The sequence below is a fragment of the Mycobacterium sp. genome, from assembly GCF_965229265.1.
Taxonomy (GTDB): Bacteria; Actinomycetota; Actinomycetes; order Mycobacteriales; family Mycobacteriaceae; genus Mycobacterium.
Window position 1 is genome coordinate 529,935 of sequence record NZ_CBDDIY010000011.1, and the last position, 13,098, is coordinate 543,032.

The window sequence follows — 13,098 nt, forward strand, 5'->3', positions numbered from 1 at the left end:
TCTGGCGTGCGTGGCTCTCCGTTGCTACTGGGTGCCCAGCGCGCCGCGCAGCTGTCCCCGCGCCAGCGTGTCGCCGTGCTCCTCGCCGTCGGGGTGCAGCACCACGTCGATACGGTCGATGGTTCCGGTGAAGGGGAACTCGGCCGGGTAGGGGCCCACCGGTGAGCCGGTGTCCACGCCGACGTCGAGGGTCTCCCCGCTCATCGAGAACAGGAAGGGCACGGTCTGCTCGACCCGGCCGGTCGCCACGGTGCCGCCATCGACGCCGAGCGTGGCGGTGCCGCCCTTGCCGAGCCCGCCGCCGTCGTAGTCGAATGCCAGGGTGAGGGTGACCTGTCCTGGCGGAAGTGCTTGTCCACCAGCAATTGTGGTGATCTCGTGGCCGAGATAGTTGTAGGTGTAGCTCGGCACACCGTCACGCACGTACAGCGACCACCCGGCCATGGATCCGCCCTGACAGATCACCACACCGGAGGCACCCCCAGCCGGAATCTGAAGGTGGGCAGTCATATCGAAGGATGTGTTCTTGAAGTTGACCGTGGACATCTCCGGCACCCGGACGTGGTCGGCGAAGAACGTGGCGGTGGTCCGTCCCTCCAGCAGGCTGGGCCTGCGGTCGGGCAGCGCACGAGTGGTGGTCTCGTCGTTGAGTGGATAGACGTTGTAGGCGCGGGCCTCTCGGTCGAAGAGGGCTTGCAGTTCGGCGAGTTTCTCCGGGAACTGCTCGGCGAGATCGACGCCCTGGCTGAAGTCTTCGGCGATGTTGTAGAGCTCCCAACGCTCGGAGTCGCCGAACGCGACCGCCTGGGTTCGCACCCAGGGCAGGCGGCCGTGGAAGCACGAGGCGATCCAACCCTCGTGGTAGATCGCCCGGTTGCCGAACATCTCGAAATATTGAGTTGTGCGGGCACTTGGGGCGGCGGGGTCGTCGAACGAATACCGCATGCTGACGCCCTCAATGGGCTTCTGTGCGATGCCGTTGACGTGCTCGGGTTGGGCGATGCCCGCGGCGTCGAGAATGGTGGGTGCCAGGTCGATGACGTGATGGAACTGGCTGCGCTGTTCGCCGCTGGCCTCGATTCCGGTGGGCCACGAGATCGCCATGCCGTTGCGGGTGCCGCCGAAGTGTGACGCCACCTGCTTCATCCACTGGAACGGGGAATCCAGGGCCCAGGCCCAGCCGACGTTGTAGTGGTTTTCGCAGCGGACTGTGCCGAAGTCGTCGATGTGGTCCAGCAGCCACTCCGGCTCCTCGGGGACCCCGTTCTGGTAGGACGGGGCGCTCCAGCAACCGTGGATGGTGCCCTCCGCCGAGGCGCCGTTGTCTCCACAGACGTAGATGAACAAGGTGTTATCCCATTGCCCGAGCTCCTCGATGGCGTCGATCAGACGCCCGACCTGGGCGTCGGTGTGGGCGACGAACCCGGCGAAGACCTCCATCAGCCTGCCCGCCACCGGCTTGTAGCGGTCGTCGTAGTCGTCCCAGGCCGGGATCTCGGATGGTCGTGGAGTCAGCTGGGTCCCCGGCGGGATGATGCCTGCCTCGAGCTGGCGCTCATAGGTCTTCTGGCGCAGGGCATCCCACCCGTCGTCGAACTGGCCGGCGAACCGATCCGACCACTCCGGCCAGACATGGTGCGGGCAGTGCGCCGCCCCCGGCGCGAAGTAGGTGAAGAACGGCTTGTCGGGGGCGGAGGTCTTCTGCAGCCGGATCCACTCGATCGCCTTATCGGCCAGATCCTCGCTGAGGTGGTAGTCGTCGCGGCCCACGTACGGCTCGATGGGCGTGGTCTGGTCATAGAGGGCGGGCTCGTACTGGGAGGTCTCCCCACCCAGGAAGCCATAGAACCGGTCGAAGCCCAGCCCGGTCGGCCAGCGGTCGAACGGTCCGGCCGGGGACAGTTCCCACATCGGGGTGATGTGTGCCTTGCCGAACCAGGAGGTGCTGTAGCCGTTGAGCCGCAGCGTCTGGGCGATCGTCGCGGTGCTCTGCGGGATCACACTGTCGTAGCCCGGGAAGCCGTAGGCGATCTCGCAGATCGCCCCCATGTGTGCGCTGTGATGGTTGCGCCCGGTCAGCAGTGCCGCCCGCGTGGGCGAGCACAGCGCCGTCGTGTGGAACTGGTTGTAGCTCAGGCCCGCGTTCGCAACCCGGTCAAGTGCCGGGGTGGGTACCGGCCCGCCGAAGGTGGATGCGGTGCCGAAGCCGACGTCGTCGAGCAGGACGACGACGACGTTGGGCGCTCCGGCGGGCGGATAGCTGATGGAAGGCTTCGCCGGGGTGGAATCTCTGGCCAGTGGATTGATCACACCGGTGAACGGTCCCTCAGCGCAGGGCAGGTCGGTCATCGGTCCTCCAAGAGGCAGCCCGTCGGACCCTGGTCGACCCCGCCCGGCATCGCTGCACAGTAGCGGCAGTCCCACCTTGTCTGCGGCTAAATCGGTTGAGTTGGTGGCAGGCTGTGGTGCGTGAACTGGGCCGCTGTCGCGAAGCTCGCCTTCGGGGTGAGCCTTGCGGTGCTGGTGTTCGGCTCCGGTCTGGGTGCCCGGTTCACCGACGTCACTGCGTTGCTGCGAAGGCCGGGCCTGCGGGCTCGCTCCTTGATCGCGGTGCTCGTGGTGGCACCGGTGTTGGCGGTGGTACTGGTGAAGGTGTTCGACGTTCACCGCGAGGTGGCCATAGCGCTTGTGGCCCTGTCGATTTCACCGCTGCCACCGCTGCTGCCCAGTCGGGGCGCTAAGGCGGGGGGACGCCACGAATACGCGCTGGGTCTGGTCCTCATGTTGGCGTTGTCGGCCGTCCCGGTGATCGTGGCGGCCACCGCGATCCTGCAGTCGGTGTTCGGACGGGACTATGTGGCGACGCCGTGGGCGATCGCCCGGCTGTTGACGCTGTCGGTCCTGGCGCCGTTGCTGGTCGGAATGACCGTGGCGCACTTCTTGCCGTCTACCGCGAGGCGGCTCGCGGGGCCTATCGTTCGGGTACAGCGTTGGCTTCTGCCGATCGCGATGATCGCTCTGCTGGTTTCGGCCGCACCGCAGATGCAGTCGCTGTTGGGCGACGGCACGCTGTTGGCAGTCGCCATTTTCGTGGTGGGCGCGCTGGCCGTGGGCCATCTGCTGGGCGGCCCGGACCGCCGGGATGCGGCGGTGTTGGCCTTCGCCACGAGCTGCCGGCATCCGGCGACCGCATTGGCCTTGGCGTCAGCCAACTTTCCCACCACCGATGAGCATGCCGCGGTCGCGCTCTACGGTCTGGTGACTGCCGTGGCGGGCGGGATCTACACGCTCATCGCACGGCGACGGTCACCGTCTCGATCGTCCCCGTGAACGGAGCGCGCCATTTCGCCTCTTGCCAGACAATGGCCTGAACAGGTGACCGAACGGCGAATCGCCCGCCGGTTACCAGCGGGTCAGTTGTGCTGCTGGCCGTCGCCGCCGACGACCTGGTCGAGGAACTGGACGGCGAGGACGCGAACCGGCACGTTGGTCTGCTGGCTCTGCCGGCGCAGCACGTCGAACGCCGCGTCCGCGTCGATACCGTGCATGGCCATCAGCACGCCCTTGGCCTGTTCGATCGGGGCCCGCGACTGCAGCACCCGCTGGATCGACTCAGCCGTGTCGCGCGCGGTTTTGAAGCGGGCGAAATCGCCGATCGCCCGCGAGACTGCGGCGGTGAGCAGGTCGAGGATCTCGGCGTCGAGGCTGTCGAAGGCGTGAAAGCCGCGGCCATACAGATTGAACGATCCCAGCGTCAGTTCGTCGGTGAACAACGGCGCCGCCAGGAAGCTGTTGACCCCTTCCTTACGGGCGGCCACGGCGAAGCCCGGCCAGCGCGACATGGCCTCGTCTGAATCGAGCAGCACGGTGGTCCGGGTACGGGAGGCGTGCAGGCAGGGCCCCTGCGCGGCGTCGTACTGCTCGCTGTCGATGCGTAAGGTGCGCTCATCGGTGTGGACGGCGGTGTAGGTCAGTCCGCCGAGGTCGATGGTGATACCCGTGCTGTCGGCGCCGTCGATGGCTTCCTGGGCGATCGCCGCCACCCGCTGCAGCAGACTCAGCAGGTCGTCTTCGTCGGTGATACTGCGTCCGGCGTCGACCAGCAGCTGTGCCAGCGCAGCCGGCGACATCTTCCTTCGGGTGGCGGCCTCGACGACGATCTCGGCGGCCTGCTCGGTGGCGGCGTCATCCAGGACGTCGGTCGGGATCGAGTCCTCGACACGCGGGTCGCTGTGATCCATGCAGTGAGTGTCCCACCAATGGGACATCTAGGCGATAACCCGCACGTCAGGGCAACACGGTGTGCATCAGCATGACGTTGTAGGCCGACCACAGCGACAGGTTGTAGTACAGCTCGCGGCCCGTCGACCACGGATGTAGGAACGGGGCGTAGATGCCGCCGGGGATCTGCATCGAGGACACCAGCATCTGCTCGGGACCCCACGGCCCCTGCGGTGCCGGCGCCGTGCGCATCACCACGTCGTTGGCGCCGTTGCAGTACAGCACCAGGTACTGCTTGAGGTAGGTGTTGTACTGACCCGACATCTCGCCCACCGGGCCGGGGATGACGGGCGTGGCCCCCGCCGGATTACCGGGCACCCAGGAGTTGGTGTCGGAGCTCCAGTACTCGTACTTGGTGAGGTCCGGGACGAACGCGGGATTGACCCGAGCAACGTAGGCAGACCCGCCGCGGCCGTTGGGGGTGCCGAACGAGTACAGGTACGGGTCTCCGGGGCCGGGTTTGAGGAACGCACCCATTTGGAATTTCTCGTTGCCGGCATCCGGTGTGCGGATGGTCCCGGGGTAGACACCCCACGTCTCGCCGTTGTCTCCGGAGACGGCGATGGCCGAGTAGTTGGTCGTCCACGCGCCGTTGTTGTCCCAGCTCTTGATCGACATGAAGTTCACGAACTGCTGCTGTCCCACCGCCACGCCGGCGGTGGGGATGATGCCGGTTTCCTCCGGCGCGGTGTTGATGCTGTTGATGACCTGTTTGGCGATGCCCGCTTTCCAGACCGGCGCCCCGGAGTATTTGTTGCCGACGACGCCGTCTGGCACCGCGATGGTGTTGGTCAGCGCCCCATCCGAGGTGCGCATCAACGTGTTGTAGCGCCACTGCTTGCCGGGGATCTGACAGTAGCCGTTGGTGTCTCCGAAGGCCATGAGCACCTGACGATTGCTGGGATCGCCGTTGTCCCACATGATTCCGAGGTCGGTGCCGGTGATGGCGAAGCGCTGGATGGTCTGGTTCGGACTGTCCGGTCCGGTCACCCAGCCGACGAGGGAGGTCCCCGGCGGCGCGGTGGACGGGGGACCGGTTGCCGCTGCGGGCGCCGGAGCGGGCTGGGCCGCAACCGGCGGTTGGGTGGTGCCTGTCGCGGGCTTGGGTGCGGGAACCACCGCGGCCTGCTTCTGCACCTGGCTGGAGTTCGGGATCAGCGCCTTGATGAGTTCGCCGAGTTTGGGCAGCGGCGCTTGATCATTCGCCCCGACGGGCTTGTGGCCGATCGGCCGGTCGAAGGGGGCGATCGCCGACGGCTTCGGAATCTGGAAGGCCTGATTCGGCAGCGGCTGAGCCTGCGCGGCCGCACCTTCGCAGGGCTCGGCCGACGCCGGCGCCGCGACTCCCGTGGCGACGCAAAGCCCGAGCACCAGCGCCGACGCCACTGAGAGCGAGGGGATGCGAGGACGCGGCGACACGACACACCTTTCGGGGGCGAGACGTCGCAGTGACGTCGGCTAACCACTGTGACGATAGGGATCCGTGTGTCTTTTGTGACCAGTGGTGTACCGAAAGGTATGTATCCGTGACCGTGTCGCAACCATCCGTCGCCGGCGATCAGCCGGGGCGGTCGGCCCGCCGGAGCGGCGCAACCAGGCCCTCGAGCCCGTACTCGAACACCGCGTCGTAGTCGGTCGGGGCCTTCAGCGCCTCGACCAGCTCACGGTCCGACCAGCTGTCATCCCACAGCGATGGATCCTCTTCATGGCGATGATGGGCGCCGCGGACGGCCGAGAACTGCATGATCGCCGAGGAGATGATGTGCACCTGCAGGGCCCGAAGGGCAAGGGCGGCTTGGCTTCCGGTCAGGTCGAGGTCGGCGAGCAACTCCGCGAGTGCCTGCTGGACGGGCAGGAACAGCGCGGCCGTGCGATCGCGCTCGTGGGCGATCGCCAGCAGATGCTGACGGTCGATCAGGACGCGGCGCTGGGCGCGGGCCAGCGACCGGATGCGCTCGACCGGGTCATCGCCCTCGACAGGCAGGTTTGCCATCTGGCACAGCAGCTGATCGACGAGGCGGTCGAACAATGTGTCCCGACCCCCGACGTGCCAGTAGATCGAGGTCACCGCGACACCCAGCTCGTCGGCCAGGCCTCGCATCGAGAAGCCGCTCATGCCAGCGCTTTCGATCAAGTCGGCCGCCGTGTCGAGGATGGTCTGCGCATCGACTGCCTTCGACTTGCGGTCCTCGGCCGGCCGAGCCGAGTCGTTGGGCGCGCTCACGGCTCTCCGATGCTCACGGGGCTTCTTTCGGGACGGCGGACGGGGGCTTGACCCACCCTGTAACGGTGTTACATTGCTCAGTGTAGTGGTACGCATCACACTTTAGGGAGACATGGTGTTCGACCTCAAAATCACCGGTGGCACTGTGGTCGACGGGACGGGCGCGCCTCGCTTCCACGCCGACGTGGCCGTCAAGGACGGCAAGATCGTCGAGGTTCGCCGCCGCGGACCCAGCGACCCCCACCTGCCGGGCGAGGCGGCCGAGACCATCGACGCGACCGGCAAAATCGTCGCGCCGGGCTTCGTCGACATCCACACCCACTACGACGGCCAGGTCAGCTGGGACGACGTCCTCGAACCATCCACCAGCCACGGCGTCACGACGGTAATCGCCGGCAACTGCGGAGTGGGCTTCGCTCCGGTCCGACCCGGCGCCGAGGAGTGGCTCATCGAGCTGATGGAAGGCGTCGAGGACATCCCGGGGACGGCGCTTTCGGAAGGCATCACCTGGGGGTGGGAGAGCTACGCCGAGTATCTCGACGTCATCGAGAAGCGCCAGCTGGCAGTCGATTTCGGCAGCCAGGTGGCGCATGGCACCGTGCGCGCCTACGCGATGGGCGAGCGTGGCGCGCGCAACGAGCCGGCCACCGCCGAGGACATCGCGCTGATGGGCCGGCTGGTCCAGGAGGCGGTCGAGGCCGGCGCACTGGGATTCTCGTCCTCGCGCACCCTGGCCCACCGCGCGATGGACGGTGAGCCCGTGCCCGGCACGTTCGCCGCCGAAGACGAGTTGTTCGCCCTCGGCCGGGCCCTCGTCGCCGGTGGTGGGGCGGTCTTCGAGCTCGCGCCGCAGGGGGCCGCCGGTGAGGACATCGTGGCACCCAAGAAAGAGCTGGAATGGATGCGCAGGCTGGGTGAGGAGATCGACTGTTCGCTCAGCTTCGCGCTGATCCAGGTCGACGCCGACCCCAATCTGTGGCGTGAACAGCTGGATCTGTCGGCGGCCGCGCATGAGGCGGGCAGCCGGCTCTACCCGCAGGTGGCGGCGCGCCCGTTCGGGATGCTGCTGGGCTTTCCCGGGCACCACGCCTTCACCCACCGCCCCACCTACCGGCGTCTGAAGGCCGAGTGCAGCCGCGAGGAGCTCGCCGCCCGTCTTGCCGATCCCGCGGTCCGGTCGGCCATCCTGTCCGAAGAGGATCTGCCCTTGGATCCCAGCATCCTGTTCGACGGCATGTTCGCGTTCGCGCAGCATTCCACCGAGCGGCTCTATGCACTCGGCGATCCGCCGGATTACGAACCCACCCTGGATCGAACGGTGGCGGCCATCGCGCGCCAACGCGGTGAGGATCCGCTGGCGGTGATGTATGACCTGATGCTGGAATCCGACGCCGGTTCGATGCTGATGATGCCGCTGTTCAACTACGCCGACGGCAACCACGACGCCATCCGGGAGATGATGACGCATCCGGCGGGTGTGCTGGGGCTGTCCGACGGCGGCGCGCACTGCAGCATGATCTGCGATGCGTCCTACCCGACGTTCCTGCTCACCCACTGGGCCCGTGACCGCCGCCGTGGCGAGAAGCTGCCGCTGGAATACGTTGTGCGCAAGCAATCCCATGACACTGCACAGCTTTTCGGGCTCACCGACCGGGGCGTCATCGAGGTGGGCAAGAAGGCCGACCTCAATGTCATCGACATGGACGCGCTCACCCTGCACGCGCCGCGGATGGCCTACGACCTTCCCGCGGGCGGACACCGGCTGGTCCAAGGCGCCTCCGGGTACGCCGCCACCATCGTCAGCGGTGTGGTGACCCGCCGCGACGGGGCCGACACCGGCGCCCGGCCGGGCCGGTTGGTCCGCGGGAAGCACTGAGCCGCCCGTTCAGCCGTTCACTGCGCGCCGGTGCCCGTGGGGGCATCGGCGGGTACGGCGCTCTGGAGAAGGGTACTGCCATGTCAGGCGGAGTCGAACCGCTCGTGATCGACGTCGAAGAATCTGCGCTCGACGACCTGCGTAACCGGCTGGCTCTCGCCCGCTGGCCGGCCGAGATCGACGACGCCGGTTGGGATTACGGCACCGAGCAGGCCTTCCTGCGAACGGTTGTCGACCATGGGCTGCACAGCTACAACTGGCGCCGGGTCGAGGCCGAGGTCAACGGCCTCGGCTCGTTCCACACCGAGGTGGCCGGCCAGCATGTGCACTTCCTGCACGCGCGCTCCGAACACGCCGACGCTATCCCACTGGCCATCACACACGGCTGGCCCGGTTCGCTGGTGGAGTTCCTCGACGCAATACCGTTGCTGCGCCAGCGATTCCATGTGGTCGCCATTTCGATGCCGGGTTACGGGTTCTCCGGTCCGACCCGGCGTCGTGGTGTGGATGTCGCGGTGGTGGCGGCGTGTGTCGCCGGCGTGATGGAGCGCCTGGGCTATCCGCGGTATGTGGCACAAGGTGGCGACTGGGGTGCGCTGGTCACCCGGCACCTCGGCGAGCACTACTCGCACAGCGTCGCCGCAATTCACACGAACATGTTGTTCGCCCCGCCCAATCAGAGCGATCCCGAGCTGCTGGCCAACGTGACGGAAGCCGAACTGGCCGCGTTCGCGTCCGCGGTGGAGCGGGTCAAGGACGGCACCGCCTACATGGAGCTGCAGGCCACCCGGCCGCACTCGCTCGGCTATGGGCTCGACGACTCACCGCTGGGCCTGGCCGGCTGGATCTTGGAGAAGTTCCACGCCTGGTGCGACACCCGCGACGGCATGCCGATCAGCCTCGACCGGTTGATCGACAACCTGATGTTCTACTGGCTCACCGGCACGGCGACGTCGGCGGCGCGGCTGTACTGCGAATCGGCCCGTACGAACACCGCCGCGACCAGTGTGTGGGAGGGACGCGTCGACGTGCCGACCGGCTATGCGGTGTACCCCTACGAACTCCTGCAGACACCGCGGGCCTGGGCGGCCGACCGGTATAACCTGGTGCACTACCGAATCCTGGATCGCGGAGGCCATTTCGCCGCGTTCGAGCAGCCGGAGATCTTCGCCGCCGATCTGGCCGACTATGCCGATCTGCTCATCGACTCCCACGTGTTCTGACTTAGCCAGAAGGAGAGACCGACATGTCCCGATTTGACGGACTGACAATGGTGGTGACGGGCGCCGCCTCAGGTATCGGGCTGGCCACCGCGCAACGTTTCCTCGCCGATGGCGCGACGGTGGTCGGCTGCGATCTGTCGCCGGCCCCTGAGCTCGAGGGGGCCGCGGGTTTCACCTTCGTCACGGCCGACGTCACCGACGAAGCCGCGGTGGCCGAGGTGTTCGCGGCCGCACCCGGTCGGGTGGCCGGGGTGGTGCATTCGGCCGGTGTCCAAGGGGGTGGCCCGGTACACCTGCTCGATGCCCAGGAGTGGCAGCGGGTCATCGACGTCAACTTGACCGCGACATTCCTGGTTGCCAAGGCCGCGGTGACGCGAATGCTCGCCCAGGAGCGCATCGGCGGGGAACGTGGGGCCATCGTCACCCTGGCCAGTGTTGAAGGCCTCGAAGGTACCGCCGGGGGCAGCTGCTACAACGCGGCCAAGGGCGGCGTGGTCCTGCTCACCAAGAACATTGCCGTGGACTACGGTCCCAGTGGAATCCGTTGCAACGCAATTTGTCCCGGCTTCATCGACACCCCGATGCTGGATTCGGTGCTGTCCCTGCAGGGGATGGAAGAGATCAAGGCGGCGGTGACCCACGAGCACGCGTTGCGGCGCCGGGGACGACCGGAGGAGATCGCTTCGGTGGCGGCCTTTTTGGTCTCACCGGACGCGTCGTTCGTGTCGGGTCAGGCCCTAGCGGTCGACGGTGGCTATACGGCGGGCCGCGATCACGGGGTGACCGAGATGATGGGCCTGGGCGGCGACTGAGCCGAACCCCGTCCTCGGTGGCCGCAGTTCGCCGCCGGGGCGGGAGAATGTTCGCATGCGGCGAACCCATCGGACGGTGTTGTCGGCGGCCGTGGTGGACAGTGCTGGGATCCTCGCCTACGAGGTGCGAGTGTCGCTTCCGCCGGTGGCCGAGCTGCGCGCCGCCTCGAAGACCCTTTCGCTGCGCGACGTGGTGCACAAAGGCCCGGCGATCTCGGCGGGGTGCCGGGGTGGGCTGGTGCCGCGAGCCGCCCGAGGGTGACGTGCACATGTCGAACCGGTGGCTGGCTGGCGTCGCCGGCCCACATAGCCCGCCGGCACTCGCCCGCGCCGGTGCAGACTGGAGGACGTGAACTTCCGCGTCACGGCGTTGGCCGCCGCCCTGGTGTTGATTGCCGGGGCCTTCGCGGCGCCGGCGGCGGCCGGTGACGACCCGCCGGGCGTGGTGACGTTCGGCGGCCTGCCGCGCACCTATGTGCTGCACCTGCCGCCCGGCCCCCCGAAGGGCCTAGTGCTCAACCTGCACGGCGCCGGGCAGAACGGCGGCGATCAGGCCGTGGTGACCAACTACAACGCGGTGGCCGATCAGTACGGATTCGTCGTCGCCTATCCCGACGGCATCGACCTCAGTTGGGCCGACGGGCGGGGCGCCTCGACCCCGGACCGGCAGGGCATCGACGACGTCGGCTTCCTGGCCGCGCTCATCGATCGCCTGACCCGCGACTACGCCCTCCCACCGGGCCGCGCCTTCGTCACCGGCATGTCGGCCGGTGCGTTCATGGCCACCCGGCTGGCCTGCGAGCGTGCCGACCTGGTGGCCGCGATCGCGCCGGTGGCCGGAACCCTGGGTTCGGGGATCCCGTGCAACCCGTCACGACCGGTGTCGGTGCTCGCGGTGCACGGAACCGCCGATCCGGTGGTGCCCTACAACGGCGGCCCGATGGTCGGCCGCGGCGGACCCAGTGATGTCGTGGCGGCGCCGGCGATGGCCGAGCGCTGGCGCGCGGTGGACCGCTGCCCGGCGCCGGCGCAGGACACCGTGGGGGAGGTCACCCGGATCAGTGCCGCCGGCTGCGCCGGCGGAACGCAGGTGGTCTTCGTCAGCATCGATGGCGGCGGCCACACCTGGCCCTCCGGGCACGCCCCGCTGCCGGACACGATGGTCGGCCCGACCAGTTTCGCGTTCGACGCGTCGCAGGCCAGCGGGCAGTTCTTTGCCGCCCGCGCCGGCTGAGTTCGCCGCAGCGGTCACGGCGCGGCAGGCAGCAGCATCGACTGCCAGGTGGTGTCCCGGTTGCCCGGCTGGGCTAGTTCGGACTGGGTGTACTGGCGACCGTCGGGCCCCACGTACAGGCCGGTCGCGGGGTCGTACTCGCTGACCGCCATCAGCTCGGGTGGCTCCCTGGGCGGCAGTTGGGGGACGGACTGGCCCGACAGGGTCGCGTTGGGATCGCCCGTCCAGTTGTTGCCGTCGTTGAGGGGAACGTAGTTCTCGTCGCTTTCACACAGCTTCACCGTGGGGGCGCGCTTGCCCGGCACGGTCTCGCACGGAATGTTGCGGGCGCCGCGAACATTGAACGGGGCATCCTGGGGAGTGCGGCAGTACAGGTCTCCGGGCGGCCGCTCGGGGTAGTCGACCAGGTTCGGGGTGCGCTGCTGCTGGGCGGGCAGGAAGCCGGTGGTGCAGGCCGGCGGGAGGTTGACGTTGAGGTTGAATGATAGGTATTCGCCGCGGTAGGCCTGGTTGGTGTTCGCGTTGCCGACGAAGGTGCCCTGGCCTTCGGACACGGCGTGCGGCAGCAACACGAGTAGCTGCTCGATATCGTTCTGGTAGGTGACGGCCACCTGGCCGAGGCTGGTGAGGTTGGCCAACAGGACCGGCAGGGTGGGCTTGAGCCGTTCCATGAGATTGCGGGCTTCGTCGGTGGTCACGATGACGCCCTCCTGGTCGATGAAGCTGGCGACGGCGTCGTTGCTGCGCTGTAGGTCGCCGGTGACCGTGGCGATGTGCGACGCCCATGCCTGGATCTGCGCCGAGGTCTGAACCTGGGAGTCCAGCACCGGCTTGGAGTTGTCGATCAGGTCGATCAGCGGGTCGAGGTTCTTGCGGGCGTCGATCGCCAAAGCGGTTGAGCCCTTGACGATGTCGGACAGCTGTGGGCCGAGCCCGCCGACCGCGGTATAGGCCTCGTCGATCGCGGTCTTCAGGTTGTCCCGTGGAATCGCGGCAAGCCCGGAGTTGGCGGTGTCGAGCAGAGTGTTGATGTCCGGCGGCACCGAGGTGTCGGCCCGGCCGATCACGTCGCCGTCCTTCAACGGCCGCGACGTCGCGTTGCGGGGCACCAGGTCGACGTACTGTTCCCCGATCGCGGACTGGCTGTGCACCTCGGCGCGCAGGTCCGAAGGAATGTCGATACCGGACTTCAGCGAAAGGACAGCGTCAACTCCGCTGTCGCTGAGCCGAACTGACTGCACCCGGCCCACCTCGACGCCGCGGTAGGTGACGTTGCCGGTGCTGTACAGGCCGCCGGTCTCGGGTAGCTGCATGGTCACGCTGTAGCGCCCGACGCCGAACCACTTCGCCGGCAGTTTCAGGAAGTGCAGGCCCATGACGGCCATCGCCGTCACCGCAATGACGGTGAAGACCGCCAATTGGATCAGCATTCGGCGACTCAGATGCAT

11 protein-coding genes are annotated in these 13,098 nt (G+C 67.7%); 6 read left to right on the forward strand and 5 right to left on the reverse strand.

What is annotated here, in order from left to right; genetic code table 11:
• Positions 1–24: 24 nt before the first annotated feature.
• Positions 25–2,349, reverse strand: a complete 2,325-nt coding sequence (locus ADBZ9K_RS15030; RefSeq protein ID WP_526621777.1) for an arylsulfatase — start codon at positions 2,347–2,349, stop codon at positions 25–27.
• 120 nt (positions 2,350–2,469) lie between these two features.
• Here ADBZ9K_RS15030 and ADBZ9K_RS15035 point away from each other — a divergent pair, with 120 nt between their 5' ends.
• Entirely contained in the window at positions 2,470–3,330 is an 861-nt protein-coding gene (locus tag ADBZ9K_RS15035) for a bile acid:sodium symporter family protein (RefSeq protein WP_526621779.1), read from the forward strand.
• A gap of 83 nt (positions 3,331–3,413) precedes the next feature.
• On the opposite strand, the gene ADBZ9K_RS15040 is transcribed toward ADBZ9K_RS15035, so the two are convergent.
• The 3 genes from ADBZ9K_RS15040 to ADBZ9K_RS15050 all read right to left on the reverse strand — a co-directional run bounded on the left by ADBZ9K_RS15040 (position 3,414) and on the right by ADBZ9K_RS15050 (position 6,505).
• The gene (locus tag ADBZ9K_RS15040; protein ID WP_526621780.1) at positions 3,414–4,241 is read right to left on the reverse strand and encodes an ANTAR domain-containing protein; all 828 of its coding nucleotides are present in this window, start codon (positions 4,239–4,241) and stop codon (positions 3,414–3,416) included.
• A 46-nt stretch (positions 4,242–4,287) separates the two neighbouring features.
• Positions 4,288–5,700: a DUF4185 domain-containing protein gene (locus tag ADBZ9K_RS15045; protein ID WP_526621782.1), complete on the reverse strand. Its 1,413-nt coding sequence runs from the start codon at positions 5,698–5,700 to the stop codon at positions 4,288–4,290.
• A 139-nt stretch (positions 5,701–5,839) separates the two neighbouring features.
• The gene (locus ADBZ9K_RS15050; protein ID WP_526621784.1) at positions 5,840–6,505 is read right to left on the reverse strand and encodes a TetR/AcrR family transcriptional regulator; all 666 of its coding nucleotides are present in this window, start codon (positions 6,503–6,505) and stop codon (positions 5,840–5,842) included.
• Positions 6,506–6,620: 115 nt separating this feature from the next.
• Here ADBZ9K_RS15050 and ADBZ9K_RS15055 point away from each other — a divergent pair, with 115 nt between their 5' ends.
• The 5 genes from ADBZ9K_RS15055 to ADBZ9K_RS15075 all read left to right on the forward strand — a co-directional run bounded on the left by ADBZ9K_RS15055 (position 6,621) and on the right by ADBZ9K_RS15075 (position 11,650).
• On the forward strand, positions 6,621–8,381 hold the full coding sequence (locus ADBZ9K_RS15055; RefSeq protein WP_526622670.1) for an N-acyl-D-amino-acid deacylase family protein: 1,761 nt from the start codon (positions 6,621–6,623) through the stop codon (positions 8,379–8,381).
• Positions 8,382–8,461: 80 nt separating this feature from the next.
• On the forward strand, positions 8,462–9,604 hold the full coding sequence (locus ADBZ9K_RS15060) for an alpha/beta fold hydrolase (RefSeq protein ID WP_526621785.1): 1,143 nt from the start codon (positions 8,462–8,464) through the stop codon (positions 9,602–9,604).
• A gap of 23 nt (positions 9,605–9,627) precedes the next feature.
• Positions 9,628–10,416, forward strand: a complete 789-nt coding sequence (locus tag ADBZ9K_RS15065) for an SDR family NAD(P)-dependent oxidoreductase (RefSeq protein WP_526621786.1) — start codon at positions 9,628–9,630, stop codon at positions 10,414–10,416.
• A gap of 55 nt (positions 10,417–10,471) precedes the next feature.
• Positions 10,472–10,678 carry a hypothetical protein gene (locus ADBZ9K_RS15070; protein ID WP_526621787.1) on the forward strand — a complete coding sequence of 69 codons (207 nt, stop codon included), beginning with the start codon at positions 10,472–10,474 and terminating at the stop codon, positions 10,676–10,678.
• 87 nt (positions 10,679–10,765) lie between these two features.
• Complete coding sequence (locus tag ADBZ9K_RS15075) at positions 10,766–11,650, forward strand: CE1 family esterase (RefSeq protein WP_526621789.1); 885 nt, start codon at positions 10,766–10,768, stop codon at positions 11,648–11,650.
• A gap of 14 nt (positions 11,651–11,664) precedes the next feature.
• Here the strand turns inward: ADBZ9K_RS15075 and ADBZ9K_RS15080 are convergent, their stop codons facing one another.
• Complete coding sequence (locus ADBZ9K_RS15080) at positions 11,665–13,098, reverse strand: MCE family protein (protein ID WP_526621791.1); 1,434 nt, start codon at positions 13,096–13,098, stop codon at positions 11,665–11,667.

Excerpts from the sequence above, each read along its gene's own strand:
- ADBZ9K_RS15080 (WP_526621791.1), bottom strand. The coding sequence starts at position 13,098 with ATGCATCTGAGTCGCCGAATGCTGATCCAATTGGCGGTCTTCACCGTC.
- ADBZ9K_RS15070 (WP_526621787.1), top strand. The coding sequence starts at position 10,472 with ATGCGGCGAACCCATCGGACGGTGTTGTCGGCGGCCGTGGTGGACAGT.
- ADBZ9K_RS15065 (WP_526621786.1), top strand. The coding sequence starts at position 9,628 with ATGTCCCGATTTGACGGACTGACAATGGTGGTGACGGGCGCCGCCTCA.
- ADBZ9K_RS15040 (WP_526621780.1), bottom strand. The coding sequence starts at position 4,241 with ATGGATCACAGCGACCCGCGTGTCGAGGACTCGATCCCGACCGACGTC.
- ADBZ9K_RS15060 (WP_526621785.1), top strand. The coding sequence starts at position 8,462 with ATGTCAGGCGGAGTCGAACCGCTCGTGATCGACGTCGAAGAATCTGCG.
- ADBZ9K_RS15030 (WP_526621777.1), bottom strand. The coding sequence starts at position 2,349 with ATGACCGACCTGCCCTGCGCTGAGGGACCGTTCACCGGTGTGATCAAT.